We start from the raw sequence: 1,024 nt of genomic DNA, 5'->3' as shown, positions 1-1,024 counted from the left end.
GATCACCGGGCAGACACTGCTGATCAACGGCGGATACACCACCAAGTAAGAGGCGTTCCGGCCGGCGCCCGCGTGGCGCCGGCACCTGCATCCCCGCGAAATCGATTCCAGGCGGTCTTAGACGCGCAGAAGGCGCGTTTTGACGCCGATGTCACCAAGCCCCGCGCATGGACCAGCTCGAACGCATGGTGCGCATGCCGTGCGAGCGTCAGGACGAATTCTGCGCCGCGCTGCACCAGGATTTCGGTAAGCCGCCGTTCGAGCAGCTATTCGAGATCACCGTGCCGCTCGGCGTGATCGAGTACTACCGGGAACATCTGGCGCTGATGGTGCCGCAGCCGGTGCCTATCCCCGCGTGGAGGCCACCGGCAACCGTGGCGTGATCTATAAGGAGCCCTACGGCACTACCCTGGTGATCGGTCCGTTCAACGCGCTGGTCCTGCTGCTGCTCGATCCAGCGATCGCCGCGCTGGCCGCCGGCAATCCGGTGATCCTCAAGCCGGCCAACACCACGCCTGCGACCGCGGCGCTATTCCAGAATACATGCCGCAGTATTTCGAGCCGGAGAATGTGGCGGTGGTGACCGGCGGTCGCGAGGAGATCTTCGAGCTGCTGCAGCTACCGTTCGACTTCCTCTTCTTCACCGGCAGCTCGACCGTTGGCAAGGTGGTGAGGCGCGCCGCCGCCGACACCTCACGCCGGTCATCCTCGAACTCAGCGGGCAGAATCCGACCATCGTTGACCAACTGCACTATCGGGGGTGCGAACAGATCATCAGAGAGGTCGGCCAGGACGTGCATGGCGAGATCTAGTGAAAATCGCGCGACTGGTCTGCAGGTCGTCCAGCAGATGGCTGAGGTCCTGAAGATCGTTTGCGATGAGGTGTTGGACGCCGTCGACATGTTCCCAACGGCCACGCACGGCCATCAGACGGGCGCTGAGCAGCGCCTTGCGTCTGCGCAGGGCGACGTGGGACCAGACCACGACGTTGACCATGCCGTATTCGTCTTCGAGGGTCACGAAG

2 protein-coding genes and 1 pseudogene are annotated in these 1,024 nt (G+C 63.6%); 2 read left to right on the top strand and 1 reads right to left on the bottom strand.

Annotation, left to right across the window (positions count from 1 at the left end):
- The first annotated feature begins 167 nt into the window (after positions 1 to 167).
- On the top strand, positions 168 to 383 hold the full coding sequence (locus LG367_RS18305; protein ID WP_226470700.1) for a hypothetical protein: 216 nt from the start codon (positions 168 to 170) through the stop codon (positions 381 to 383).
- A complete protein-coding gene (locus tag LG367_RS18300) occupies positions 380 to 583 on the top strand; it encodes an aldehyde dehydrogenase family protein (RefSeq protein WP_319004043.1) in 204 nt (67 codons plus the stop codon). The genes LG367_RS18305 and LG367_RS18300 overlap by 4 nt, the downstream gene beginning before the upstream one ends.
- A gap of 225 nt (positions 584 to 808) precedes the next feature.
- On the opposite strand, the pseudogene LG367_RS18295 reads toward LG367_RS18300, so the two are convergent.
- Positions 809 to 1,024: pseudogene (locus LG367_RS18295) on the bottom strand (hypothetical protein); the annotation flags it as partial.

The organism is Luteimonas panaciterrae (assembly GCF_020511115.1).
Lineage (GTDB): Bacteria > Pseudomonadota > Gammaproteobacteria > Xanthomonadales > Xanthomonadaceae > Luteimonas > Luteimonas panaciterrae.
Note: the sequence above shows the minus strand (reverse complement) of the source record. Positions and strands in the feature narration are given on the sequence as shown.

What these genes read in the sequence shown, in the direction of transcription:
- LG367_RS18305 (WP_226470700.1), top strand. Translation starts at nt 168, where the DNA reads ATGGACCAGCTCGAACGCATGGTGCGCATGCCGTGCGAGCGTCAGGAC.